Source organism: Sphingobium agrisoli, from assembly GCF_041877245.1.
Classification (GTDB): domain Bacteria; phylum Pseudomonadota; class Alphaproteobacteria; order Sphingomonadales; family Sphingomonadaceae; genus Sphingobium.
The window spans coordinates 97,852-119,913 of sequence record NZ_JBHDJI010000012.1 but is presented as its reverse complement, the minus strand read 5'-3'; the positions used below and the strand labels follow the sequence as shown (position 1 = coordinate 119,913).

General features: G+C 63.9%; 23 protein-coding genes. 15 read left to right on the top strand and 8 right to left on the bottom strand.

The genetic code is table 11. The features are described from left to right. Positions 1–48: 48 nt before the first annotated feature. On the top strand, positions 49–216 hold the full coding sequence (locus ACETPF_RS17655) for a hypothetical protein (RefSeq protein WP_373935898.1): 168 nt from the start codon (positions 49–51) through the stop codon (positions 214–216). An 18-nt stretch (positions 217–234) separates the two neighbouring features. On the opposite strand, the gene ACETPF_RS17650 is transcribed toward ACETPF_RS17655, so the two are convergent. Both ACETPF_RS17650 and ACETPF_RS17645 read right to left on the bottom strand, forming a co-directional pair. Next, the gene (locus ACETPF_RS17650; protein ID WP_373935896.1) at positions 235–945 is read right to left on the bottom strand and encodes a 2OG-Fe dioxygenase family protein; all 711 of its coding nucleotides are present in this window, start codon (positions 943–945) and stop codon (positions 235–237) included. 71 nt (positions 946–1,016) lie between these two features. Further along, the gene (locus tag ACETPF_RS17645; protein WP_373935895.1) at positions 1,017–1,796 is read right to left on the bottom strand and encodes an SDR family NAD(P)-dependent oxidoreductase; all 780 of its coding nucleotides are present in this window, start codon (positions 1,794–1,796) and stop codon (positions 1,017–1,019) included. Positions 1,797–1,902: 106 nt separating this feature from the next. On the opposite strand from ACETPF_RS17645, the gene ACETPF_RS17640 reads away from it, so the two are divergent. Together ACETPF_RS17640 and ACETPF_RS17635 are read left to right on the top strand one after the other, a co-directional pair. After that, a complete protein-coding gene (locus ACETPF_RS17640; RefSeq protein ID WP_373935893.1) occupies positions 1,903–2,799 on the top strand; it encodes a LysR substrate-binding domain-containing protein in 897 nt (298 codons plus the stop codon). Between the two features lie 79 nt (positions 2,800–2,878). Continuing rightward, on the top strand, positions 2,879–3,361 hold the full coding sequence (locus ACETPF_RS17635; RefSeq protein ID WP_373935892.1) for a hypothetical protein: 483 nt from the start codon (positions 2,879–2,881) through the stop codon (positions 3,359–3,361). Between the two features lie 74 nt (positions 3,362–3,435). Here the strand turns inward: ACETPF_RS17635 and ACETPF_RS17630 are convergent, their stop codons facing one another. Further along, a complete protein-coding gene (locus ACETPF_RS17630) occupies positions 3,436–4,851 on the bottom strand; it encodes a helix-turn-helix domain-containing protein (RefSeq protein ID WP_373935891.1) in 1,416 nt (471 codons plus the stop codon). A 163-nt stretch (positions 4,852–5,014) separates the two neighbouring features. Here ACETPF_RS17630 and ACETPF_RS17625 point away from each other — a divergent pair, with 163 nt between their 5' ends. From ACETPF_RS17625 to ACETPF_RS17580, 10 genes are all read left to right on the top strand, one after another. Next, on the top strand, positions 5,015–6,547 hold the full coding sequence (locus ACETPF_RS17625) for an acyl-CoA carboxylase subunit beta (RefSeq protein ID WP_373935889.1): 1,533 nt from the start codon (positions 5,015–5,017) through the stop codon (positions 6,545–6,547). Positions 6,548–6,576: 29 nt separating this feature from the next. Then, complete coding sequence (locus ACETPF_RS17620; RefSeq protein ID WP_373935888.1) at positions 6,577–7,761, top strand: acetyl-CoA C-acyltransferase family protein; 1,185 nt, start codon at positions 6,577–6,579, stop codon at positions 7,759–7,761. Continuing rightward, the gene (mce, locus tag ACETPF_RS17615; RefSeq protein ID WP_373935887.1) at positions 7,758–8,195 is read left to right on the top strand and encodes a methylmalonyl-CoA epimerase; all 438 of its coding nucleotides are present in this window, start codon (positions 7,758–7,760) and stop codon (positions 8,193–8,195) included. The genes ACETPF_RS17620 and mce overlap by 4 nt, the downstream gene beginning before the upstream one ends. A gap of 181 nt (positions 8,196–8,376) precedes the next feature. Continuing rightward, on the top strand, positions 8,377–10,530 hold the full coding sequence (gene scpA / locus ACETPF_RS17610; RefSeq protein WP_373935885.1) for a methylmalonyl-CoA mutase: 2,154 nt from the start codon (positions 8,377–8,379) through the stop codon (positions 10,528–10,530). Continuing rightward, entirely contained in the window at positions 10,530–10,826 is a 297-nt protein-coding gene (locus ACETPF_RS17605) for a hypothetical protein (RefSeq protein ID WP_373935883.1), read from the top strand. The genes scpA and ACETPF_RS17605 overlap by 1 nt, the downstream gene beginning before the upstream one ends. After that, positions 10,819–11,853: a biotin synthase BioB gene (gene bioB, locus ACETPF_RS17600; RefSeq protein ID WP_373935881.1), complete on the top strand. Its 1,035-nt coding sequence runs from the start codon at positions 10,819–10,821 to the stop codon at positions 11,851–11,853. The genes ACETPF_RS17605 and bioB overlap by 8 nt, the downstream gene beginning before the upstream one ends. Then, positions 11,850–12,086 carry a hypothetical protein gene (locus ACETPF_RS17595; protein WP_373935880.1) on the top strand — a complete coding sequence of 79 codons (237 nt, stop codon included), beginning with the start codon at positions 11,850–11,852 and terminating at the stop codon, positions 12,084–12,086. The genes bioB and ACETPF_RS17595 overlap by 4 nt, the downstream gene beginning before the upstream one ends. 145 nt (positions 12,087–12,231) lie before the next feature. Further along, positions 12,232–12,567 (top strand): lysozyme inhibitor LprI family protein, encoded by a 336-nt coding sequence (locus ACETPF_RS17590; protein ID WP_373935926.1) that lies wholly within the window; start codon positions 12,232–12,234, stop codon positions 12,565–12,567. A gap of 125 nt (positions 12,568–12,692) precedes the next feature. Continuing rightward, entirely contained in the window at positions 12,693–14,693 is a 2,001-nt protein-coding gene (locus ACETPF_RS17585) for an ATP-binding protein (protein ID WP_373935878.1), read from the top strand. A gap of 110 nt (positions 14,694–14,803) precedes the next feature. Further along, positions 14,804–15,175: a tRNA-binding protein gene (locus ACETPF_RS17580; protein WP_373935876.1), complete on the top strand. Its 372-nt coding sequence runs from the start codon at positions 14,804–14,806 to the stop codon at positions 15,173–15,175. On the opposite strand, the gene ACETPF_RS17575 is transcribed toward ACETPF_RS17580, so the two are convergent. Next, positions 15,167–16,267: a M28 family peptidase gene (locus ACETPF_RS17575; RefSeq protein ID WP_373935875.1), complete on the bottom strand. Its 1,101-nt coding sequence runs from the start codon at positions 16,265–16,267 to the stop codon at positions 15,167–15,169. The genes ACETPF_RS17580 and ACETPF_RS17575 overlap by 9 nt on opposite strands. Before the next feature lie 59 nt (positions 16,268–16,326). Between ACETPF_RS17575 and ACETPF_RS17570 the strand changes: the two genes are divergently transcribed. Together ACETPF_RS17570 and ACETPF_RS17565 are read left to right on the top strand one after the other, a co-directional pair. After that, positions 16,327–17,916: an MFS transporter gene (locus ACETPF_RS17570; RefSeq protein ID WP_373935873.1), complete on the top strand. Its 1,590-nt coding sequence runs from the start codon at positions 16,327–16,329 to the stop codon at positions 17,914–17,916. A 25-nt stretch (positions 17,917–17,941) separates the two neighbouring features. Continuing rightward, complete coding sequence (locus tag ACETPF_RS17565; protein WP_373935925.1) at positions 17,942–18,988, top strand: alanine racemase; 1,047 nt, start codon at positions 17,942–17,944, stop codon at positions 18,986–18,988. Positions 18,989–19,110: 122 nt separating this feature from the next. Here ACETPF_RS17565 and ACETPF_RS17560 read toward each other — a convergent pair whose 3' ends face one another. The 4 genes from ACETPF_RS17560 to ACETPF_RS17545 all read right to left on the bottom strand — a co-directional run bounded on the left by ACETPF_RS17560 (position 19,111) and on the right by ACETPF_RS17545 (position 22,061). Beyond that, a complete protein-coding gene (locus ACETPF_RS17560; protein ID WP_373935871.1) occupies positions 19,111–19,815 on the bottom strand; it encodes a glycosyltransferase family 61 protein in 705 nt (234 codons plus the stop codon). 269 nt (positions 19,816–20,084) lie between these two features. Continuing rightward, positions 20,085–21,098, bottom strand: coding sequence for a polysaccharide pyruvyl transferase family protein (locus tag ACETPF_RS17555; protein ID WP_373935869.1), 1,014 nt, complete (start codon positions 21,096–21,098; stop codon positions 20,085–20,087). An 87-nt stretch (positions 21,099–21,185) separates the two neighbouring features. Continuing rightward, positions 21,186–21,545, bottom strand: a complete 360-nt coding sequence (locus ACETPF_RS17550; RefSeq protein ID WP_373935867.1) for a hypothetical protein — start codon at positions 21,543–21,545, stop codon at positions 21,186–21,188. Between the two features lie 6 nt (positions 21,546–21,551). Next, positions 21,552–22,061: a DUF1501 domain-containing protein gene (locus ACETPF_RS17545; RefSeq protein WP_373935865.1), complete on the bottom strand. Its 510-nt coding sequence runs from the start codon at positions 22,059–22,061 to the stop codon at positions 21,552–21,554. Position 22,062: the final 1 nt, after the last annotated feature.

Below are 22,062 nucleotides of genomic sequence, written 5' to 3'. Positions count from 1 at the left end.
GGACAGGCCGGCAATTGCCACCGTGGAGCTTGCCGCCTATGGCGGGGCATGGCCGGAACCATCCTTTCCATCCTGATGCTGGCGGGCGTGCTGCTGACCGGCGGGGGCGTTTACGCGATCGTGAAGAAGGGCGACCGCAAGCGCGGCGCGCTGATGATCGTGGCGGGGCTGGTGATGTTCGGCAATGTGGCGATCAGCGCGATGCCGGTCGGATAGTTCGCGGGATGCCGGAATTTACTCCGCCGCGAGGGTGACGACCAGCGCGTCCCGCCATGCGGGTCTGGCAGGATCGAGCGGATGGATTTCGGTGACGCCGTGGAGAATGCGGCGGTCGTCGATCAGCATCGTGTCGGCCGGATCGGTGAGGGTGAATTCGCCGAGCGGCGTGCCGTCGGCCATGCCGATGCGGGTGACGCCTTCGCGCACGTTGCGGCGCTCGATCAGCATCACGAGCACATGATCGACCCCGTCGCGGTGCATCCCCTCGGGCGTGGGGCGGCCCTCTTCGCCCGGCTTCGCCTCGATCCGGAACTGGTGCAGTTCGACGTGCCAGCCGCGCTGGCGTGCGGGATCGAAGCTGTCGGTGGCGAAGCGCAGGATCGCCTGCATTGCCGGCGATGCCATGGTCGCGTCGGTCACCGGATCGAACCAGCGCTGCACGTCGCCATTCAGCGGGTTATAGTCGCGGCTCTGATAATGGGGCTGGTGCGGCTTGCGGATGAAGCGGCCATGCTCCAGCGCGAGGGCGGCATGGCGGCGGCGACGGTAACGCCCGCCATCGGCCATGTAGAGATCGGGGCCGAGGTCGTTCCAGCTTTGCGAGAAGTCCGCCCAATCGGCCTGGCCCAAGCCCAGCCGGTCCAGCATGGTCGCAGCGGGGATGCGGGCGTAGCCATGATCCGCCAGCGCGCGGTCGATAGCGGGGAGGCAGTCGGTGTCGCTCATCATGTCATTCCTAGCAGAAGACAGGACGAGCGACAGGGCCGCTCCCCGCAGGGTGGATCGGATGCGTTGGGTCAGGCGATCGTGGGCACGATGCCGCCTTCCACCCGGAGCGCCGCGCCGTTGGTGGCCGCCGCCAGCGGGCTTGCCAGATAGGCGACCATCGCGCCGACCTCGTCCGCTTCGATGAGGCGCTTGATGAGCGAGAGCGGGCGGAGCCTGGTAAAGAATTCCGCTTCGCGCTCGGCTTCGGGCGCGTCCTTGTTGGCGACGACCGAGCGGATGAAGTCCACGATGCCTTCCGACCGGGTCGGGCCGGGCAGGACGCTGTTGACCGTCACGCCGGTTCCGCGCGTGCGCTCAGCAAGGCCGCGCGAGATGGAAAGCTGCGCCGACTTGGTCATGCCGTAATGGATCATCTCGGCAGGCGGCAGCAGGCCGCTTTCGCTGGCGATGAAGATGATGCGGCCCCAGTCGCGCGCCAGCATTTGCGGGAAATAATGGCGCGACAGGCGCGCGCCGCTGACCACGTTCACCTCGAACAGATGATGCCAGTCTTCGTCGGTGATGTCGGCGAAGTCCTTGGCCTCGTAGATGCCGAGATTGTTGACGAGGATGTCGGTCGAAGGGACGGCGGCGATGAGGGCGGCGGCGCCTTCGGCCGTGGCGGGATCGGCGGGCACCGGATTGACCGCGCCGCCGATCTCGGCCGCCGCGGCCTCCAGCTTGGCCTGGTTGCGGCCGGTGATGGTGACGGCGACGCCTTCGTCCGCGAGGCGCCTGGCGATGGCGAGGCCGATGCCGGCGGTGGAGCCGGTGACGATGGCGGTTTTATCCTTGAGTTTGAGGTCCATGGGTCATGTCCTTGGTCGAAGTTGAACAGCGAACTGGACAGCTAAATAGCATTTTGCAGAATGATGATTAGAAGGCATGATTGCACTTCAGAAGTGAGTAGAAATCATGAATAGTCACCTGTCCGACGTCGAGAATTTCCTGGCCGTCGCCAGCGTGGGTAGCTTCGCCGGGGCGGCGCAGGCGTTGCGGTTGACGCCGTCGGCGATCAGCCGATCGATGACCCGGCTGGAAAAGCGGTTGGGCGTGGCGCTGATCCGCCGGACCACACGGTCGCTGGCGCTGACGCGGGAAGGCGTCGCCTATCGCGACCGGATGCGGGCGATCCTGAGCGACATGTTCGACCTGGAGGCGAGCCTGTCGAGCGCGGTGCAGGGGCCGCGCGGGCTGTTGCGGGTCAATGCGTCGCCATCGTTCGGCGTGCATTGCCTGATCCCGATCCTGCCGCGTTTCGCGGAGACATACCCGCATATCTCGGTCGATCTCACCCTGACCGATGCCATCGTCGATCTGGTCGAGGAACGGGCGGACGTGGCGATCCGCATCGGGCCGCTGCGCGACACGCGGCTGCGCGCGAAGAAGCTGGGGCATAGCCGCATGGTGCTGGTGGCGAGCCCGGACTATCTGGCGCGGCGGGGGACGCCCCGGACGCCAGACGATCTCGGCGCGCACGACTGCCTGCGCTTCAGCTTTCGCCGGTCGGTGGATAGCTGGCCGTTTTTGGTCGAGGGCAGGCTGGTGCACAAGCCGGTGGAAGGCCGCTTCTACGGCAACAGCGGCGAGGTGGTGCGGGAGATGGCGGTCGCGGGCTGCGGCATCGCGCGGCACGGGCGCTTTCATGTGGCGCGCGATTTGCGCGAGGGGCGGCTCGTGGAACTGTTGGCGGACTATGACGCGGGGGATGGGGAGGAGATCCACGCCCTCTACGCGCCAGAGGACCGGGCGGCGGCGCGGATCAGGGCGCTGCTGGATTTTCTGGAGGCGGAGATGGTGGTGGAGGGGTGATGGCCGGGTGCGACCATTTCAAGACAGCTATTCACGACCTTTGCTTGCTTAAGAGCAGACGCCCGGCCATGCTGTGACCATGTTTAAGCGCACCACGTTTATCGTAGGAATTTTCTTGCTTGCCGCGTTTGCTTTGAAAGCACGTGATGAGAGTCGATTTATAACGCTACCCGATGGGGCGACCTCGATTAGAGTAGGGTCAATCTTCAGCACCGACGTTGGTCATTGGACTGTGACCGTGAAGAACAAATATGGACGGTCATCGGATAAAATGTTTGCGATCGGTGATAATCCCCGGTCGAACATTTACCTGACATCGTCACGCCAGCTTGTTGTGATCGGCAAAGGCGGTGAAGAACTATTTTTTCGAGTGCCGAGCAAAGCCGGGCCGACAGCGCTCAATGGGCAGCAGGCTCAATTAAGAGATAAGCATTCAGAAACATGGCATTACGTCGGTGTGATCGAAAACAGAGCCTTAAGGCATAATGCGGAGTGCATCCCATTAATGGGAGAAAGCCGATCACCCTATCGCAAACAGTTTCAAAGCGAACATTCATGCTGAAGGATGCTGTAGGTCGACTTCTCGCGGTTAAGTTATTGCAACCTGCCTGTTTGCTACCCACCCAACTCAGAACCTCACCCGATCCAGTAAGGCACGATCTGGCGGTTGTCCGGGTCCACATGGATGGGCCGGTCGGCGGGCGGGAAGGCGCGTTGGTCGCAGCTTTGGCGGGGGCAGAGGCGGCAGGTGATGCCGATGGGGGTGGCCGCGCCCTCGACCTCTAGCTGAAGGCCGTCGGCATAGACGAAGTTCGCCGCATGGGCGACCTCGCAGCCCAGCACCACGGCGAAGCGGCGCGGGGTGCGCTTGTAGCTGCCCGAGGGTTTCACCAGTCCCTTCGCCATCGAGACGTAGCGCACGCCATCGGGGGTTTCGCCCAACTGGACGTTGATCCGGTCGGGGACGGCGACGGCTTCGTGGACGTTCCATAAAGGACAAGCGCCGCCGAAGCGCGCGAATTGCAGGCGAGTGGCGCTGTGCCGCTTGGTGATGTTGCCGGCCATGTCGACGCGGCAGAAGAAGAAGGGGATGCCGCGCAGGCCGGGGCGTTGCAGGGTCGACAGACGGTGGCATGCCTGTTCGAAACTGACGCCGAAGGTGCGCGCGAGCCGGTCGATATCGTGGCGCATGGCGCGGGCGGCTTCGCGGAAGGGGGCATAGGGCATGAGCAGCGCGCCGGCGGCGTAGTTGCCGAGGCCGATCGCGAGCAGCCGGTCCGCGCCGGGGACGGGCAGGGCGGCCTTGTTCACCACATCGGCGATCACCGCCTGCCCCTCCAGCATCATCAATTGATGCGCGAGCATGAATTTGCGGCTTTCGGTCGGCAGCGCGGCGTTGATGAAAAGGCGCTTGTCGGCGGCGCGATAGGCGCGGAGCGCACTGTCGGGAGTTTCGGCGATCAGCGTTTCGATGCCGTGGCGGCGGGCGAGCGCTTCGACCAGCATCCCTTCGTCGAGCACCTGGCCCTGGGTGAAGCTTTCCGCCATCTCCTCCGCCAGGCAATCGAGCGCGTGGACATAGTTGCCGGCTTCGTGGAACCAGTCGCGCGCGGCTTCCCAGGGGAGACGGGCCTGCACCTCATGGTCGTTGGCGATCGCTTCCTCGATCATGTTGATGCGTTCGTTGGCGCGCATATGGGCGTTGTAGAGATCGACGTAGCGGGCAGCGAATTCGGGGAATTGGAGGTGGAGCTTCTCGATCCGCTCCGGCTCCATCTGGGCGCCCGGCAATTCCGGGTGGGCGAGCGCGTAGGTGAAGGCGCCGAGCAATTGTTCTTCCTGGCGGCTGTCGAAACTGGCCCAGTCGGTGGGGAAGGCGCTGGCGACGGCGGCCTTGACCTTGGCAGTGAGGGGGCGGTCGTCATTTTCGAGCTGCGAGAGGTAGGAGACGGAGATGCCAAGCGCGAGCGCCATCGTCGCCTGGTCCATGCGGTGGTCGAGCCGGAGCTGGCGCAGCCGGGGGCCGGCGAAGATGCGATTGCCGCGTGCCATTGGCTTTCTGTCCTTACGTAGCCTTCGCCAAAGGAGCGAAAACGAGTGTTCTGCCCCTTCTATTTTGCGAAGTTGAGATTTGCAAATTGGCAAATTTGCATTTGCGAAAATTGTCACGGACTGAAAGGAGCAGCATCACGGAATTTGGGAGATCCACGCGACCATGTCGAAACTGGCGATCATCGAGCAGCTCGAAGCCAAGCGGGAGGCCGCGCGCATGGGCGGCGGCAAGCGGCGGATCGACGCGCAGCACGCCAAGGGCAAGCTGACCGCGCGCGAGCGGCTGGACGTGCTGCTGGACGAAAATAGCTTCGAAGAGCTGGACATGTATGTCGAGCATAATTGCGTCGATTTCGGCATGGATGCCGAGCATGTTCCGGGCGACGGCGTCGTTACCGGATCGGGCACAATCAACGGCCGGCTGGTGTTCGTGTTCAGCCAGGACTTCACCGTCTATGGCGGCGCGGTGTCGGAACGCCACGCGATGAAGATCTGCAAGATCATGGACATGGCGATGAAGGTCGGCGCGCCGGTCATCGGCCTCAACGACAGCGGCGGCGCGCGCATCCAGGAGGGTGTGGCGTCGCTGGGCGGCTATGCTGAGATTTTCCAGCGCAACGTTCTGGCGTCCGGAGTGGTGCCGCAGATCAGCGTCATCATGGGGCCGTGCGCGGGCGGGGCGGTCTATTCGCCGGCGATGACCGACTTCATCTTCATGGTGAAGGATAGCAGCTTCATGTTCGTGACCGGGCCGGACGTGGTCAAGACGGTGACGAACGAGGTCGTCACGCAGGAGGAACTGGGCGGGGCCGTCACCCACACGACCAAGTCGGGCGTGGCGGACGTGGCGTTCGAAAACGACATCGAAGCGCTGCTGGCGGTGCGCGATTTCGTGGACTTCCTGCCTGCGTCGAACCGCGAGCCGGTGCCCGAGCGGCCGACCGCCGACGCCTGGGACCGGATCGAGGAGAGCCTGGACACGCTGATCCCGGCCAACGCCAACCAGCCCTATGACATGCACGAGCTGATCCGCAAGGTGGTGGATGAAGGCGACTTCTTCGAGGTGCAGCCGGCCCATGCGGGCAACATCCTGTGCGGTTTCGGCCGGATCGAGGGCAAGACGGTGGGCATCATCGCCAACCAGCCGATGGTGCTGGCAGGCGTGCTCGACATCAATTCGTCGAAGAAGGCGGGGCGGTTCGTGCGCTTCTGCGACGCCTTCGAGATCCCGATCGTGACCTTCGTCGACGTGCCGGGCTTCCTGCCGGGGACGGCGCAGGAGCATAGCGGCATCATCAAGCATGGCGCCAAGCTGCTGTTCGCCTATGCCGAGGCGACCGTGCCCAAGATCACGATCATCACGCGCAAGGCCTATGGCGGCGCCTATGACGTCATGAGTTCGAAGCATTTGCGCGGCGACCTCAATTACGCCTGGCCGACCGCCGAGATCGCGGTGATGGGCGCGAAGGGCGCGGTCGAGATCATCTTCCGCGGCAAGACGCCCGAGGAGATCGCCGCGCGCACGAAGGAATATGAGGATCGCTTCGCCAACCCCTTCGTCGCCGCGTCCAAGGGCTTCATCGACGAGGTGATCCAGCCGCATTCGACCCGCAAGCGGATCGCGCTGGGGCTGCGGAAGCTGCGGAACAAGAGCCTCGAAAATCCTTGGAAGAAGCACGATAATATTCCGCTGTGAGCGGAGACGAACGGAGCGGGATGAGCAGCATGAGCAATGACATCTATATCGTCAGCGGGGCGCGGACCGCGATCGGCAGCTTTGGCGGATCGCTGGCGTCGCTGCGCCCGGCCGAGCTGGGTACGATCGTCATCAAGGAAGCGATCGCGCGCGCCGGCATCGCGCCCGGCGACGTGCAGAATGTCGTCATCGGGACGGTGGTGCCGACCCAGCCCAAGGACGCCTATGTCAGCCGCGTCGCGGCGGTGAACGCGGGCATCCCGATCGACGCGCCGGCGATGAACGTCAATCGGCTGTGCGGATCGGGGCTTCAGGCGATCGTGTCGGCGGCGCAGGCAATCGCGCTTGGCGAAAACGACATTGCCGTCGCCGGTGGCGCCGAATCCATGTCCAACGCGCCGCACATGGTGCTGGCCGCGCGCAACGGGCAGAAGATGGGCAATATCGAGATGGTCGACGCCATGCTCGGCGCGCTGCACGACCCGTTCGAGAATATCCATATGGGCGTGACGGCGGAGAATGTGGCCGAACGATGCGGCATCAGCCGGGAAGAGCAGGACGCGGTCGCGGTGGAGAGCCACAGGCGCGCGGCGGCGGCGATCGCGGCGGGTTACTTCAAGGAGCAGATCGTCCCGGTCGAGATCAAGACGCGCAAGGGTGTGACGGTATTCGATACCGACGAGCATGTCCGCGCCGATGCGTCGGCCGAGGGGATGGCTGGTCTGAAAGCGGTGTTCAAGAAGGACGGCACTGTGACGGCGGGCAATGCGTCGGGGATCAACGACGGCGGCGGCGCGGTCGTGCTGGCGAGCGGCAAGGCGGTGGCGGAGAAGGGGCTGAAGCCGCTGGCGAAGATCGTCGCGTGGGGCCATGCTGGGGTGGAGCCTTCGGTCATGGGGCTGGGGCCGGTGAAGGCGGTGCCGGTGGCGCTGGCCCGCGCGGGGCTCAGCCTCGACCAGATGGACGTGATCGAGAGTAACGAGGCATTCGCCGCACAGGCATGCGGGGTGGCGAAGGAACTGGGCTTCGATCCCGCCAAGACCAACCCCAATGGATCGGGCATTTCGCTTGGGCATCCCATTGGCGCGACCGGCGCGATCCTGACGATCAAGGCGGCCTACGAACTGCGCCGGACCGGCGGCCGCTATGCGCTCATCACCATGTGCATCGGCGGCGGGCAGGGCATCGCCATGGTGATCGAGGCGGTGGCATGAAGCTCGGGCGGCTCAACCATATCGGGGTGGCGACGCCGTCGCTGGAGGCGAGCCTCGCTTATTATCGCGACGTGATGGGCGCGACCTTGGCCCATGAGCCGTTCGACCTGCCGGCGCAGGGGGTGAAGGTGTGTTTCGTCGACACGCCGGGCGAGGATGGCACGGCGGGGACGCAGATCGAACTGATCGAGCCGCTGGGCGAGGCGTCGCCAATCCATGGTTTTCTTGCGAAGAACCCCGCCGGAGGGCAGCATCATATGTGCTATGAAGTGGCCGACATCCACGAGGCCAAGGCGTGGTTTGAAGGGCTGGGGAAGAAGGTGCTCGGCGAACCGCGCATCGGGGCGCATGGCACGCCGATCTTCTTCGTGCATCCCAAGGATATGAACGGGGTGCTGACCGAGATCATGGAGACGCCGAAAGAGGCGCATTGAGACAAAATCCTCTCCCGCAAGCGGGAGAGGATACGGAGCCTTGGCGGCTTGTCCGCCTAGGCGGAGTTGGTGAGGGCATGGGTAGCAAAGACCCTCACCACTGCGACTAAGGCCCGCTTCGCGGACCTAAGTCTCGTTGCCTCTCCCGCTTGCGGGAGAGGGGAAGTGGTAAGGGACTTTGATGACCGAGAAGCCGACGCTGGATCAATGGGCCGCCGCCGCCGCCAAGGAGGTGAAGGGCAAGGATCTGAACTGGGAGACCCCGGAGGGGATCACGGTCAAGCCGCTTTACACGGCGGAGGACGTGATGGTCGATCCCGGCCTGCCCGGCTTCGCGCCGTTCACGCGCGGCGTGCGTGCATCCATGTATGCGGGGCGGCCGTGGACCATCCGGCAATATGCGGGCTTTTCGACCGCCGAGGAATCCAACGCCTTCTACCGCCGCAACCTTGCTGCCGGGCAGAAGGGGCTGTCGGTCGCTTTCGATCTTGCCACCCATCGCGGTTATGACAGCGACCATCCGCGCGTCGTCGGCGATGTCGGCAAGGCGGGCGTGGCGATCGACACGATCGAGGATATGAAGATCCTGTTCGACGGGATTCCGCTCGACCAGATGTCGGTTTCCATGACGATGAACGGCGCTGTCATCCCGATCCTCGCCTTCTTCATCGTCGCGGGCGAGGAGCAGGGGGTCGAGCGCAAACTGCTCGACGGGACCATCCAGAACGACATCCTCAAGGAGTTCATGGTCCGCAACACCTATATCTACCCGCCCGAACCTTCGATGCGGATCATCAGCGACATTTTCGGTTACACGTCGCGCGAGATGCCCAAGTTCAACAGCATCTCCATCTCCGGCTATCATATGCAGGAAGCCGGCGCGACGCAGGTCCAGGAACTGGCCTTCACCATCGCCGACGGCGCGGAATATGTGCGCTACGGCGTGGCGAGCGGGCTCGACATCGACAAGTTCGCCGGCCGCTTGAGCTTCTTCTTCGCGATCGGCATGAATTTCTTCATGGAGATCGCCAAGCTGCGCGCCGCACGCGTGCTGTGGCACCGCGTCATGACCAAGCTGGGCGCGCAGGACGAGCGTAGCAAAATGCTGCGGACGCATTGCCAGACGTCGGGCGTGTCGCTCACCGAGCAAGACCCCTATAATAACGTGATGCGCACCACGATCGAGGCGATGGCCGCGATGCTGGGCGGCACCCAGTCGCTCCACACCAACGCGCTCGACGAAGCCATCGCGCTCCCCACCGACTTTTCCGCCCGGATCGCGCGCAACACGCAGATCGTGATCCAGGAAGAGACGGGCATGTGCAATGTCGTCGATCCGCTAGGCGGCTCCTATTATGTCGAGGCGCTGACGCAGCAGCTGGTGGACGCGGCGCAGGAGATCATCGACCGCGTGGAGTCCGAAGGCGGCATGGCGAAGGCGGTGGCGGCGGGCTGGCCCAAGGCGATGATCGAGACGGCGGCGGCGGCGCGGCAGGCGCGCGTCGATCGCGGCGAGGACGTGATCGTCGGCGTCAACAAATATCGGCTCGCCAACGAAGACCTGCTCGAAACGCTGGAGGTCGACAACACGAAGGTGCGCGAGGCGCAGATCGCGCGCATCAACCGGGTGAAGGCGGACCGTGACGAGGCGAAGTGCCAGGCGGCGCTCGACGCGCTGCGCAGGGCGGCGGCAGGGCCGCAGAGCATCGAGAATAATCTCCTCGCCCATGCGGTCGAAGCGGCGCGTGCCCGCGCGACGCTGGGCGAAATCTCCTCCGCGATGGAGGACAGCTTCAACCGCTACGGCACGCAGCCGACGCCGGTGAAGGGCGTCTACGCCGCGCCCTACAAGGATGACAGTCGCTGGAAACAGGTACTCGATGGCGTGCAGGCCGTCGAACGGCGCCTCGGTCGCAAGCCCAAATTGCTCGTCGCCAAGATGGGGCAGGACGGGCACGACCGGGGCGCCAACGTCATCGCGTCAGCCTTTGGCGACATGGGTTTCGATGTCGTGTCGGGGCCTTTGTTCCAGACGCCGGAAGAGACGGTCGTGCTGGCGCTCGACAGCGGGGTCGATGTGGTGGGCGCGTCGAGCCTGGCGGCCGGGCACAAGACTTTGATCCCCGAACTGATCAACCGTCTGCGCGAGCATGGCCGCAGCGACATCAAGGTGATCGCGGGCGGGGTGATCCCGCCGCAGGATTACGACTTCCTCCGTGACGCGGGCGTCCAGGGCATTTATGGACCGGGTTCCAATGTCGTGGAATGCGCCGCCGACGTGCTGCGCCTCCTCGGCCACAACATGCCCCCCGCCGGGCTGGAGGAAGCCGCTTGATGTCGGAGCCGACCAAAAAGAGCCCCTCCCCTTCAGGGGAGGGGTTGGTGTGGGGCATGTCTAGGCGCAGAAAGCTCGTTTTCGCGCTGGCCTTCGCCGCTTGGGCGCTACTGATAGCTGCGCTAGCAAATTATGCTGCTTATCTCGGTTCAATGTGCGACGATGAGGGCTTTCGCCGTGCTGGATGCAGCGCGACCATTGATAACCTCATTTGGTTTGCCGCCATTTTTGCTTTCCTTGTTGGCTCTGTTCTTCTTAAGCGGCTCGCAGGACAATCGGAGATGACATATGGCTAGGCCCCACCCCAACCCCTCCCCTGAAGGGGAGGGGCTTTACCGAACGGATTGGACCCGCGCGGAAATCGCCGCGCTGTTCGACTTGCCGTTCAACGACCTGATGTTCGAGGCGCAGTCGATCCACCGCGCCAACTTCCCGCGCAACGAGGTGCAACTCTCGACCCTGCTCTCGATCAAGACCGGCGGCTGCCCGGAGGATTGCGGCTATTGCAACCAGTCCGCCCATGCCGAAAGCGGCCTGAAGGCGCAAAAGCTGATGAGCGTGCAGGCGGTGATGCAGGCGGCGGCGCAGGCGAAGGACGCGGGCTCCTCGCGCTTCTGCATGGGTGCGGCCTGGCGCAACCCCAAGGATCGCGACATGCCCGCCATCGTCGAGATGGTGAAAGGCGTGCGCCAGATGGGCATGGAAACCTGCATGACGCTGGGGATGCTGAGCGAAAGCCAGGCGGAAATGCTCGCCGACGCCGGCCTCGACTACTACAACCACAACATCGACACCTCGCCCGAACATTATGAGAAGGTCATCACGACGCGGACCTTCGACGATCGGCTGGTGACGCTGGAAAATGTCCGCAATTCCGGGATCAACGTGTGCAGCGGCGGCATCGTCGGCATGGGCGAGACGCGCGAGGACCGGGTCGGTTTTCTGCACGCGCTGGCGGTGTTGCCGCGCCATCCCGAAAGCGTGCCGATCAACGCGCTGGTGCCAGTCAAGGGCACGGTGCTGGGCAATATGCTGGCCGACACGCCGCTCGCGAAGATCGACGAGATCGAGTTCGTGCGGACGGTGGCGGTTGCACGGATCGTGATGCCGCAGAGCATGGTGCGGTTGTCTGCGGGGCGCGAGAGCATGAGCGAGGCGTGTCAGGCGCTCTGCTTCATGGCTGGCGCGAATAGCATCTTCACCGGCGACAAGCTGCTGACCACGGCGAATGCGGGCGACGACAAGGACGCGGCATTGTTTGCGAAACTCGGCGTCGTGCCGATGCAGGCCGAGGTGAAGGTCGAGCTGGAGGCGGCGGAGTGACGAGACCCGGCGGCCGCAAGATCAGGCTCTTCGTGGTGCTCAGTATCGCATACTGGGCCATCGCGTCGATCGTGATCGCGAGGGCCGCCATTCGAATGTGCGGCATAACGCCGGACGCGGCTGAAGCCTGCGATACGACGCCGATCGCCATTGTTATGGCAATTGTCTTTGTCCTGTTTGCTGGCTTGTCGGTGGTTTTCTTCAAGGCGCGGTTGTCGGGAGTGGATGAATGACCGCGCGCCTCCCTTCTAACGTCACCCCGGCCTTGAGCCGGGGTCCCGCTTCTTCTCTGCGGTCGCGCGGGAAGAAAGCGGGATGCCGGATCAAGTCCGGCATGACGTGTGGTTGTGAATTAGTCTCAGGAGTTGCCGCTTGATTATGCTCCTGCTCGCTGCTGCCTCATCGGCTTGCGCCAACGTGCAAGTGCAGGACGATCAAATCCTTTGTGCCGGGGAAACACTGGCAAGGGCGGACGCTGCAATGAATCAGCAGTGGAAAAGCACATATGCCTTCATGAAAAGCATGGACGCAAAAGGTGTTGATTTTGGTTACGCCGCGACTTTGTTGGAGAGTCAGCGAGCTTGGCTGAAATATAGAGATGCGCAATGCAACGCCGAGGGGGCCATATATTATGGAACGTCGATAGCCATTTGCGAGACGCGCCTCACCAATGCGCGAACCATCGAGCTGAAAGACCTTATTTCGATTAATTAACTACACCCGTTCGCCCTGAGCTTGTCGAAGGGCTGCACTTCTCTTCGAAGTGAAGAACGGGGCTTCGACAGGCTCAGCCCGAACGGGGTGAGAGGAACTGAATAAGGACTGGGACGGGAAGTAGAATGGCAATCACCAAGATCCTGATCGCGAACCGTGGCGAAATTGCGTGTCGTGTCATGCGCACGGCCAAGAAGATGGGCATTGCGACCGTCGCGGTCTATTCCGATGCCGACGCGCGGGCGCCGCATGTTCTCATGGCGGACGAGGCCGTCCACATCGGCCCGTCGCCCGCTGCCCAGTCCTACCTGATCGCGGACAAGATCATCGCGGCGTGCAAGCAGACCGGCGCGGACGCGGTGCATCCCGGCTACGGCTTCCTTTCCGAGCGTGAGAGCTTCCGCAAGGCGCTGGACGCGGAGGGCATCATCTTCATTGGCCCCCCGGCCAACGCCATCGCCGCGATGGGCGACAAGATCGAGTCCAAGAAGCTTGCCAAGCAGGCCGGCGTCAATGTCGTCCCCGGCTTCGTCGGGGAAATCGAGGACACGGAGCACGCCGTCCGCATCTCCAACGAGATCGGCTATCCGGTGATGATGAAGGCGTCGGCCGGCGGTGGCGGCAAGGGGATGCGCCTTGCCTACTCCGAGCAGGATGTGCGCGAAGGGTTCGAGGCGACCAAGCGCGAGGGGCTTGCCAGCTTCGGCGACGACCGCGTGTTCATCGAGAAGTTCATCGAGAGCCCGCGCCACATCGAAATCCAGATATTGGGCGACCAGCACGGCAACATCCTGTATCTCAACGAACGCGAATGTTCGATCCAGCGCCGCCACCAAAAGGTGGTCGAGGAAGCGCCGTCGCCGTTCGTCAGCCCCGAAATGCGCCGCAAGATGGGCGAGCAGTGCGTCGCGCTGGCCCGCGCTGTCGGCTATTTCAGCGCCGGCACGGTCGAACTGATCGTATCGGGCGCGGACACGACCGGCGACAGTTTCTACTTCCTGGAAATGAATACCCGGCTTCAGGTCGAGCATTGCGTCACCGAGGAAATCACCGGCGTCGACCTGGTCGAGCAGATGATCCGCGTCGCCAATGGCGAAAAGCTGTCCTTCACCCAGGATGAGGTGAAGCTCAACGGCTGGGCGATCGAGAACCGCGTCTATGCGGAAGACCCCTATCGCGGCTTCCTGCCCTCGACCGGCCGCCTTGTCCGCTACAACCCGCCGGAGGAAGGCACGGACGAAAACGGCGCGAAGGTGCGTGTGGACGATGGCGTGGCCGAAGGCGGCGAAGTCTCCATGTTCTACGACCCCATGATCGCCAAGCTGGTGACATGGGCGCCCACGCGCCTGGAAGCGATCGACAAGCAGATCGAGGCGCTCGACCGGTTCGAGATCGAGGGGCCAGGACACAATATCGATTTCGTGTCCGCGCTGATGCAGCATGAGCGTTTCCGCTCGGGCAATATCACGACGGGCTTCATCGCCGAAGAATATCCCGAAGGGTTCCAGGGCGCGCCGGCTTCGGCCGAGTTGCTCAAGCGGCTGTCGGCAATCGGGGCGTTCGCGGCGATGGCGCAGGCAGATCGCGCGCGGCGGATCGAAGGGCAGCTGGGCCGTCGTCTGCCGCCGCCGACGGGCTGGCAGGTGAAGATCGGGGACGCGATCCACGATGTCGTGATCGACGGCGACGATGTGACGGTGGATGGCGAAGCGCTCGACATGGCGCTGGAATATACGCCGGGCGATCGCCTGATCGAGGCGGAGTTCGGCGGCGAGAGCCTTGCGGTGCGGATCGCGCCGGTGCGGTCGGGCTTCGTGCTGACCGCGCACGGGGCGAGCCACCGCCTACGCATCCTGCCCGCCCATGCCGCGCAGCATGCCGCGCACATGATCGAGAAAGTGCCGCCGGACCTGTCGCGCTTCCTGATCTGCCCGATGCCGGGGCTGCTCGTTGCGCTCAACGTCAAGGAAGGCGACAAGGTCGAGGTCGGCCAACCGCTCGCGGTCATCGAGGCGATGAAGATGGAGAATATCCTGCGGGCGGGCAAGGCGGGCACGGTCAAGAGCGTGTCGGCGAAGCAGGGCGAGAGCCTGGCGGTGGACGCGGTGATTTTGGAGCTGGCGTAGGATTGAGTCGTATATTTCCCGCTATCCCGGGCTCCCGCTTTTTGCTCTGTCTTTAGGAGAAAGCGGGATCCCGGCTTACGCCGGGACGACGAATATGGTGTGGTGAGCATATGCACCTTGCTCATCTCCCCGCCGCGCCCGCGGCTGATCCGATCGGTTTCGACGATTTCTTGAAGGTCGATATCCGGGTCGGCACGATCCTGTCTGCCGAGCCATTTCCCGAAGCGCGCAAGCCGGCGTTCAGGCTGCGGATCGATTTCGGGGCTGGTATCGGCGTCAAGCGATCGAGCGCGCAGATTACCGAACATTATGCGATCGACGATCTGCCTGGGCGGCAGGTCGCCGCTGTCGTCAATTTTCCGCCGCGTCAGATCGGGAAATTTCTGTCCGAGGTGCTGACGTTGGGCTTTGCCGACGCGGATGGCGCGGTGGTGCTGTTTTCGCCGGACCGGCCGGTGCCGAACGGATCGCGGTTATTCTGATAGCTGCCCGTCTAGCGCCCAGCGGCGTAAGACCCGTTCCAGCCCGTTGACGACGCGCGCGAGCCGAACATAGTCGATGCGGTCCGGCGTGTCGCCCTGAGTATGATAGTAGGGGTAGCGGAATGGCGCGGTGTCGGTGACCATCAGCGCAGGTACGCCCACCTTGTCGAAAGCCCAATGATCCGACCAGTCGATGCCCTGAATGAAGGCCGGCGCGCTGCCTCCGACGCTGGGAAAGGAAGCCTGTTGGCGGAACGCGGCCACCGTCGAGCGAACGAACCCGCGTGCGCCGGTCGTGCCGACGAAGGCGACGAAATTGCCGGTGTCCGGGTATAGAAGCGAGAGAGGAAAAGGATATTGCTGGCTGCCGCGTGCGTCGCTGTAGTAGCCCAGTGTCTCCAACGAGATCATGCCGATCATCTTTTCGCCGGTCGCCGCCAGGGACCGCGCATAGACCAAGCTGCCCATATCATCTGTCTGGAAATGGGGCGGTTCTTCGTTGGCGAACAATACGAAGCGCAGTCGTAATTTCGACGTCCCGCGAAGATCGGCGAGCATGCGGGCCAGTTCCAAGGTAGATGCCGCGCCGGAACCGTTGTCATTGGCGCCAGGGGTGGCATCATAGCTGTCGTAATGGCCGTCAATGACCAGTGTCGGTGCGGCAGGGGAGTTGGAGTCCAGCGTAGCGTCAATGTTGAAAGTGCCCGGCACGCCTGCGATGGGCTGGCGACGGGGCGCATAGCCCGCAAGTCGGAGGCCCGTTTCAAGATGCGATGCCACAGTCTCCATTTCGCGAAGATGAGCCGCGTTGTGTGCTTTGCGGGCTATGATGGTGATGTCCGCTTTCAACCGCGCTGCCGTTGCTGCCTGAGCGGGGCTGATCCTGGGCAACGTTCCCTGGTAGGACCGGCCAGGCACAGCGGTCATCCAGAGCAGCGAAGCGGGTAGGGCTGAAATCAGCAGCAGGATGCCCGCAATGATCGCGAGCCGCAGTCGACGCGGGCTCAAAACGCTCTCTCCCCCTGCCACTGCTTTGTCCCCCGAGCTGAGCGTAGACATAACCGCAAGAAGCGATGCCGGGAAAAAGATCATTGTCATCCTTCGTCCCGCAATGCCAGAGGCGATAAGGCGATTGCGGTCGAGGAGGCGAGATGAGCGAGGCGGTAGCGGGCGATTATGTCGTGGATGCGCGGCGGGACCGGCTGGTCATCGGCGCGTCGGCGCTCGGCACCGTGTTCGAGTGGTATGATTTCTACATCTATGGCGTGCTTGCGCCGATCATCGGGCGGACCTTTTTCCCGACCGATAATCCCACGGTCGAGCTGCTCTACACGCTGGCGGGGTTCGCGATCGGCTTTGCGTTTCGGCCGATCGGCGCGGCACTGTTCGGTTATCTGGGCGACCGGCTGGGGCGCAAATATACGTTTCTGGCGACCATCGTCCTGATGGGCGTGGCGACGGCGGGTGTGGGACTGACTCCGTCCGCCGCGAGCATCGGCGTCGCCGCCCCGATCATCCTCATCGCGCTGCGGATCGCGCAGGGACTGGCGCTGGGCGGCGAATATGGCGGGGCGGCGATCTATGTCGCGGAACATGCGCCCACGGGAAAGCGCGGTTTCTACACCAGCTTCATCCAGGCGGGCGTGATCGGCGGGTTCATCCTGTCGCTGATCGTGGTGGTGGCGACGCGCTGGGTAGTCGGGCCGGCGATATGGGACGATTGGGGATGGCGCATCCCCTTCATCTTGTCGTTGGCGCTGCTCGGCGTTTCGCTGTGGATGCGGCTGAAGCTTCGCGAAAGCCCGGTATTCACCGCGATGAAAGCGGCAGGCACGCAGGCGAAGAACCCGCTGAAGGAAGCCTTCACTTATCCCGGCAATGCCAAGCGGATGCTGGTGGCGATGATCGGGATCGCGGCAGGCTTTACCGCCATCGCCTATACGGTGATGTTCCAGGCCCTTTATTTCCTTCAGAACGGGCTGCATGTCGAAGCGGGAATGGCGCAGCTGCTGGTGGGCGGCAGCGCCTGTCTGGGCATGGGCAGCTTCGTCTTTTTCGGCTGGCTGTCCGACCGGGTGGGGCGCAAGCCGCCGGTGCTGATCGGCTATGCCGCGCTGTTGCTGCTCGCGCTGCCGCTCTATCAATATATGGGGCGGACGGCGAACCCGGCGCTGGAGGACGCCGCCGCACGCGCGCCGGTGGTGGTGCGGGGGCCGGATTGCCGCTTCGATCCCTTCGCCAAGGTTCAGCCGACGGCATGCGGCAAGCTGCTCGATCATTTTTCCAAGCGGGGCATCGCTTATGAGAAGCAGGCGGGCGAAGTGCCGGCCGTGGCGATCGGTGGCGTGACGCCTGCGGACCTGAGCCCGCAGGGGCTGGACGCGGCATTGGCGCGGGCGGGCTATCCGACCGGCGCGGTGACGCCGGACTGGCCGCGCGCGATGCTGGTGTTCGGCGCGATGCTGCTTTTGTGGTGCATATCGGGCGCGACCTATGGGCCGGTGGCGGCGTTGCTGTCCGAATATTTTCCCGCACGTATCCGCTATTCCTCGCTTTCCATCCCCTATCATGTCGGGACCGGCTATTTCGGGGGATTCCTGCCGCTCATCAGCCAATATCTGGTGGCGCGGACGGGCGATCCCTATGCGGGGCTGTGGTACACGCTGGCGGTGGTCGGGGCGGCGCTGCTCACCTGTCTCATTGCCCTGCCCGAAACGCGGGGCCGCCCCCTCGACGCCTGACGAGCGGGGCGCTATCGGCGGGATGATGCAGGATTATGTCGCACCGCTGCGGCTGCGCCTCGACGGCGCGGCGCTCATTGCCAACTGGCGCTGGCTCGATGGAATGGGCGGCGCGGCAGCGTGCGGCGCCGCGGTCAAGGCGGACGGATATGGCCTGGGCGCGGCAGCGGTGATGCGGCGGCTGATGAAGGCTGGATGCCGCGATTTCTTCGTGTCCAACTGGGGCGAGGCGGCGGTGCTGGAGCCGCTGTTGGAAGAAGGCGTGGCGCTCTCCGTCCTGCATGGGGCGCGGGCGGAGGATATGGGGCAGGCTCTGCTTTCAAAGGCGCGGCCGGTGCTGTCCACGCCCTTGCAGGTGGCGCGCTGGCGCGAGGCGGGCGGCGGGCCGTGCGACGTGATGATCGACACCGGCATGAACAGGCTGGGGCTGGACTGGCGCGGCGATGTGGCGGCGATGGTCGCGGGGCTGACGATCGAGACGCTGATGAGTCACCTCGCCTCCGCCGACGAGGAAAGCGGGCTGAACGCGGCGCAGCGGGATCGGTTCGCGGGTGTGCGCGCGGCGGTTTCGGCGCGGCGCTACAGCCTGGCGAACAGTGCGGGGATTTGCCTGGGCGAGGGCTATCGTTACGATCTGACGCGGCCGGGGCTGGCGCTTTATGGCGGGGTGTCGAGGAGCGAGGCGGAGGGGCATATCCGCGCCGTGGCCCAGCCGCAGGCGCAGATATTGCAGCGGCGACGGCTGATCACGGGGGACAGCATCGGCTATAATGCAACCTATACCGCGTCGCGCGATCATGAGGTGGCGATCCTGAACCTGGGCTATGCCGACGGTTATCTGCGCGGGTTTTCGGGCAAAGGCGCGGCGATCGCAGAAGGCGAGCGGCTGCCGGTGCTGGGGCGGGTGTCGATGGACCTGGTCGCGGTGGACGTGAGCGCGCGGGCCGACCTGGCGGAGGGCGACTGGGTCGATATCAGCTATGACCTGCGGCAGGCCGCGGCGGCGTCGGGCCTGTCGCAATATGAGCTGCTGACGGGGCTCGGGGCGCGGTATGATCGGGTCTGGGCGTGATCGCGCTGAGCCCTAACCCTGGTTCCGCGATCGTGACTGGGCACAGTACGCAAGCGCCGGGAACATTACAGCCTTCCGATTTGAGAGCGCTATAAGGGGGGGGCGCATCCGGGGCCGAGCGATCAGGCCGGCTCCCTCGCTAGCAGACGGTCGAGCAGCGGTAGGAACCGGTCCATGTCCATCTCCCAGTCGGCGACGCGGGGATGTTGCGGTTCAAGCCAAGCGGTATAGTCATGCCCCTTGATGATCGACAGCCTGGCATAATTGAAGCGCAACTGGCACGTGCCATCTTGGATCGGCAGCAGTTCGACGACCTTTGTACCCGGCTGAGCGAAAATCAAGTGCGACAAGCCCGCGCCATGAGGGGCCATGATGACCGAGGCGCTGCTGGCGATTGCGATCTGGTGCCATAGCGGCAGGGTTGCAAAGTCCAAAACCTCGAAGCCGCGCGCCAGCGCCTGCTCTTCGGCCACATTCTCATTAGCTAAGGGACGGCGCGGAACGGCGCGACGTGATATATACACGCGATCAGGAAGATACGCCCCCTGTTTCCTCGCGATCGCCAAGGATTGGTTGATCAAGGTGGCAAATACCGGGTCGAGGTGGCACCAGCCCACCATCGCCCTAAATCCAACCCGCGACATCAGTAACCGTTCGACCTCAACTGGCCCATCAGGGTGCACCTCGACCACATGCTCGGTCAGGCCCAGCAGATCGAGCGAGTCTTGTTCAAATTGTCCATTGCCGGGATTGATGGGGATGGACGGCACGGGGCGCACGAGCGCCTTTTCGTCGAGTACCCAAGTCAGTCCCGGGAGATAGTCCACGACCCAGTGGTAGGTGCCCTTCCGCGATTGGCGGCGAAAGCCACGTCCAACGTAACAGCCGGCTCGGGATTGAAGTTGTCGACCGTGCTGGATCGGTACAGGAGGAAGTGGCCGTCGCTTTCTATATTTGGCTGCGCGCATCAGTAAATACGTCCAAATGTCCGTTACCCCCGGCTGCCTTAGGCTTGGCGTTGCGCGCAGCGAAGCTATCCGCCTCAATCCGCAGATTCGCGATATGGTGGGGCGGCGTTGTGGGAGCGCTTTGCAGGTCAATTGTCCCGAATTTCTCCTGCTCTGCCGCTCCTTTCCTTCGCCGGTGTAACGAAAGGGAAAGCGGCGCGCAGGGCTTTGGTGTCGATCCGGCCGGGCGGCAGCACGCACTGCCGGTCGTCCAGCCACTCAACCGAGTCGAACTGTTCCGGAATGCCGATCGGATTATCGTCCAGGCCGACCGACATCTTGTAATCTCGCATCTTAAATGAATCTTCCGCGTCCTCACCCGGCTTGACAACGCGGGCCGACTGGCATGGCACACCATAAGCATGGGACACGATGACCCCGTGCAGCGAGGTCGATACGATTTCGCTGCAGGACAGGATATCGCGAATGACCCGCTCTATGTCGTCGAAGCTAGCCGCCAACAGCGAGATGATCTTCACCCCGTCGGCCTTTCCACTTCTTTCCAGTGCCTCCCGCAGTTGCTGCTCCTGAAGCACATGGGGAATGATGCCGACGCGATAGATTTTCTCAACTTCCGGCGCATAAATTTCGGGCAACAGGACCGCGCCGTCGCCGTAGATTTCTGGAACATCGCCGCCGGCGGCCAGCACCGCATCGCGCGAAAGCGGACCGCGCACAGCAGCCCAGACGGCATCTGCCGCCAGCGGATCGGTCGCGCGCGGCATTCCCGTACCCCACATTTTCGATCCGGGGCGGCTGAATTTCGCGATGCTCCCGATGCATAGACCCTGGGCCTGATTATACGGAGTCCAGCGGGGGATGACCCGAAAGGCATTCCACAGCACATAGGGCGTCAGGATATCGCCGAAATTGCCGGGATAAGGCCCTCGCATCCACCAGATCCGGGGACGAAACCGATCAGGCACGTCGTTGGCGGCGGCCAGATGCTCCAGTTCCCACAAGGCATTGAAGCTTCGCAAGACGTCTTCCCACTGGCCGCCTTCACCCCGAAGCTCTTCCGCGTAGGCCTGGGCAACTTCAAAATCCCGCTGTTTCCACAAAGCCATCAATTTGTTGGAGATGGTCTTTTCAGTCGGTTCCATGCATGCCCCCTGTCACGGGGGCACGTTTAAGCACCGCATTGCGGTGCAACAACACTTGATTTCGAACGATTTTATGATGCCAGTAAGTCAGGCCCGGATCAGTCCCGCCAGGGGATTGATCCCGCCGTTATCGGGAAAAATAGTGCCGTCCAGCGTCTTCCGGCTCATTCCGAAGCTGTCCTGCAACACGCCTTTCATGACGGAGCGTATGTCAGTGGTCGGGCGCAAATCGCGGGCTTCGAGCAGCGCGGCATCGCTTACGCCCGGAGCGGACGGGAAGCCCGCCGGCGAGGCAGCGGCGGCCTTGCGTCCGTCCGTCTCACCCTCGGCGCCGAGAAAGGCATCGACGCCAATGCCGTTCTGCAATGCCTGCGCCAGCGCGGGATCGCGCGCGGCGTAGAGCGCAAGGAGCCGCTCGCACAGGTCGGGATCGGCATAGGGCAGCACTTGCGGCTACCAGCTTTCCACCGGCGCCGGCCCCCGCAGCAGCAGCGGCGTGGTGGCTGCCACGGCCACCGCATCGGTCTTTTCGCGAGCGACCATTGGAATGGCGGGGAGCGCGCGGTTGAGCCAGCCGGTGTCGGCGCCGCCGGCGCGGGGCAGGCCGCTTTCCATCACCTCCTGCGCGTCGAAATGCGACCGCCCCCGATAGGGCGAAGCGGCCGCGTGAAAAACCAAGGCTTCCTTGCCGCGAACCATCGCCGCGAGGGTCGGCAGCGCGGCATTGGCGTGAAACAAGGAGTCGAGCGGCAGAGAGCCGGCGCGATCTTGATCAGGGCGCAACGCGGCGAAAGCTGGATCGCCGAGCGGCATGATCGCGGCAAGGCCGTCCATCCCGCCGCGCAGCATCACGACTACGAGCCGCCGATCCCTGCCGTCGGCGGCGATGGCGGCGCGGGGGATCAAGGCGGAACCAGCAAGCAGCGCGGCACCCGTCAGCATGTCACGACGGTGAAGGATCATG

Excerpts from the sequence above, each read along its gene's own strand:
- ACETPF_RS17655 (WP_373935898.1), top strand. The coding sequence starts at position 49 with ATGGCCGGAACCATCCTTTCCATCCTGATGCTGGCGGGCGTGCTGCTG.
- ACETPF_RS17650 (WP_373935896.1), bottom strand. The coding sequence starts at position 945 with ATGAGCGACACCGACTGCCTCCCCGCTATCGACCGCGCGCTGGCGGAT.
- ACETPF_RS17645 (WP_373935895.1), bottom strand. The coding sequence starts at position 1,796 with ATGGACCTCAAACTCAAGGATAAAACCGCCATCGTCACCGGCTCCACC.
- ACETPF_RS17640 (WP_373935893.1), top strand. The coding sequence starts at position 1,903 with ATGAATAGTCACCTGTCCGACGTCGAGAATTTCCTGGCCGTCGCCAGC.
- ACETPF_RS17635 (WP_373935892.1), top strand. The coding sequence starts at position 2,879 with ATGTTTAAGCGCACCACGTTTATCGTAGGAATTTTCTTGCTTGCCGCG.
- ACETPF_RS17630 (WP_373935891.1), bottom strand. The coding sequence starts at position 4,851 with ATGGCACGCGGCAATCGCATCTTCGCCGGCCCCCGGCTGCGCCAGCTC.
- ACETPF_RS17625 (WP_373935889.1), top strand. The coding sequence starts at position 5,015 with ATGTCGAAACTGGCGATCATCGAGCAGCTCGAAGCCAAGCGGGAGGCC.
- ACETPF_RS17620 (WP_373935888.1), top strand. The coding sequence starts at position 6,577 with ATGAGCAATGACATCTATATCGTCAGCGGGGCGCGGACCGCGATCGGC.
- mce (WP_373935887.1), top strand. The coding sequence starts at position 7,758 with ATGAAGCTCGGGCGGCTCAACCATATCGGGGTGGCGACGCCGTCGCTG.
- scpA (WP_373935885.1), top strand. The coding sequence starts at position 8,377 with ATGACCGAGAAGCCGACGCTGGATCAATGGGCCGCCGCCGCCGCCAAG.
- ACETPF_RS17605 (WP_373935883.1), top strand. The coding sequence starts at position 10,530 with ATGTCGGAGCCGACCAAAAAGAGCCCCTCCCCTTCAGGGGAGGGGTTG.
- bioB (WP_373935881.1), top strand. The coding sequence starts at position 10,819 with ATGGCTAGGCCCCACCCCAACCCCTCCCCTGAAGGGGAGGGGCTTTAC.
- ACETPF_RS17590 (WP_373935926.1), top strand. The coding sequence starts at position 12,232 with ATGCTCCTGCTCGCTGCTGCCTCATCGGCTTGCGCCAACGTGCAAGTG.
- ACETPF_RS17585 (WP_373935878.1), top strand. The coding sequence starts at position 12,693 with ATGGCAATCACCAAGATCCTGATCGCGAACCGTGGCGAAATTGCGTGT.
- ACETPF_RS17580 (WP_373935876.1), top strand. The coding sequence starts at position 14,804 with ATGCACCTTGCTCATCTCCCCGCCGCGCCCGCGGCTGATCCGATCGGT.
- ACETPF_RS17575 (WP_373935875.1), bottom strand. The coding sequence starts at position 16,267 with ATGATCTTTTTCCCGGCATCGCTTCTTGCGGTTATGTCTACGCTCAGC.
- ACETPF_RS17570 (WP_373935873.1), top strand. The coding sequence starts at position 16,327 with ATGAGCGAGGCGGTAGCGGGCGATTATGTCGTGGATGCGCGGCGGGAC.
- ACETPF_RS17565 (WP_373935925.1), top strand. The coding sequence starts at position 17,942 with ATGCAGGATTATGTCGCACCGCTGCGGCTGCGCCTCGACGGCGCGGCG.
- ACETPF_RS17555 (WP_373935869.1), bottom strand. The coding sequence starts at position 21,098 with ATGGAACCGACTGAAAAGACCATCTCCAACAAATTGATGGCTTTGTGG.
- ACETPF_RS17545 (WP_373935865.1), bottom strand. The coding sequence starts at position 22,061 with ATGATCCTTCACCGTCGTGACATGCTGACGGGTGCCGCGCTGCTTGCT.